The following is a 1,487-nucleotide window of genomic DNA, read 5'->3' on the forward strand; positions in this document are numbered from 1 at the left end:
CAGTCGAACCAGCGGGCCGTGGCGAGTTCCTCGGTGCGGGTCGGGTCCTCCAGGAGGGCGGCCACCTCGAAGCGGCGCGGCCACTGGCGGGCCGCCCAGGCGAGGCCCGCGGCGACGCCCTCCAGCGTGGCGGCGTGGACCGTGCCGTCGTCGGTGAGCCGCCAGTCCAGTTCGGTGCCGTCGACCACCAGTTCCTCGTGCTCCACGTAGGACGCCGGCGCGGACGGCCCCAGCAGCGCCCGTACCGCGTCCGGCACCTCGTGCTCCACGCCCTGGGAGGTGACCGTGCCGGGCACCGTCTCGCTGAGGCGGCGGACCTGGAAGAGCTCGGCGAGGCCGGCGGCGCGGTCCGGGCGGACCGGGAGGAGCGGGGTCCCGGCGATCAGCGGCAGCAGGTCGGGCGAGTCCACCACCACCGCGTAGGCGGCGTCGACGATCTCCGCCCGGCCGTCCACCACCGCGCGGACCTCGTCCGGCAGCAGCCCCACCCGCTCCGGGTCGAGCTCGGCCAGCGCGCTGTAGAGACCGTGCAGCTGGGCGGGGGTGACCACGCGGCCGGGGTCGGTGAGACGGTCGAGGAGTTCGGCGGCGCCGCCCGGTTCGTCGAGCAGCGCGTCCACGGTGGTGCGCACGCCGAGGGCACGGAGCACCTGGACGTCGTCGAAACCGGTGGCGTCCGCCTCGTCGTAGAGGCCGCGCAGCAGCGGATCACCCCCGGCGGCGAGCAGCCCGGCCGGGCGCCGGCCGTCGAGGACCGGGTGGCCGCGCAGCCACCAGGCCGTGTACGGGCGGACCGTCTCGTGGGTGCCGTCCGGCATGAGCACCCGCACCGGCTGGACCAGGGCGTCCCGCAGGGGCGGGAGGGAGAGCATGGCCAGCGCCTCGGGCCAGCGGTCGTCGTCGACCAGTTCCAGGTCACGGACCGCGACCAGTTCGGTGGCGACCGGCGGCACGGGGGTGTCGGGGAAACGGTCGAGGACGTCCTCGCACCAGACGTCGACCGCGTCCAGCAGCCCGGCGTCGTCGGGCTCGGCGAAGTCCCCCTCACGCGGCTCCAGTTCGTCCGGGTCGAGGACGACGTCGCTCGCGCGGACCAGCGCGAAGCCGGCCAGCACGCCGCAGGCGGCGAGCGTCTCCTCGCCCCAGCGGCCGGCCAGCTCCTCGTCCACGGCGGGCAGTTCTCCCTCACGGACGACGCGGGCGAAGTCGCTCCCGGGGAAGAGGAGTTCACCGGCGGGCGCGAGTTCACCCTCCTCGTCGGGCAGGGCCAGCGCGCCCAACCACGGCTCGTCGCCCGGCTCCAGGTTCGCGTCGCGCACCAACGTGAGGACCAGGTCGGCCAGTTCGTCGGCGTCGAGGGCGTTCTCGTCCCAGCCGGCGCCCTCGTCGTCCAGCGACGCGGCGACCGCCGCGCGGACCTGGCCGGTGGTCAGGACGGCGCGGGCGGTCGCGGGCAGCGCGCCCAGCTTCTCCAGCAGCGGGTGGGC

1 pseudogene is annotated in these 1,487 nt (G+C 75.9%); it reads right to left on the reverse strand.

The window, feature by feature from the left end:
• Window positions 1–1,487: pseudogene (locus tag HW445_RS30685) on the reverse strand (molecular chaperone Hsp90); the annotation flags it as partial.

The organism is Streptomyces sp. UH6 (genome assembly GCF_013421635.1).
Classification (GTDB): Bacteria; Actinomycetota; Actinomycetes; order Streptomycetales; family Streptomycetaceae; genus Streptomyces; species Streptomyces abyssomicinicus.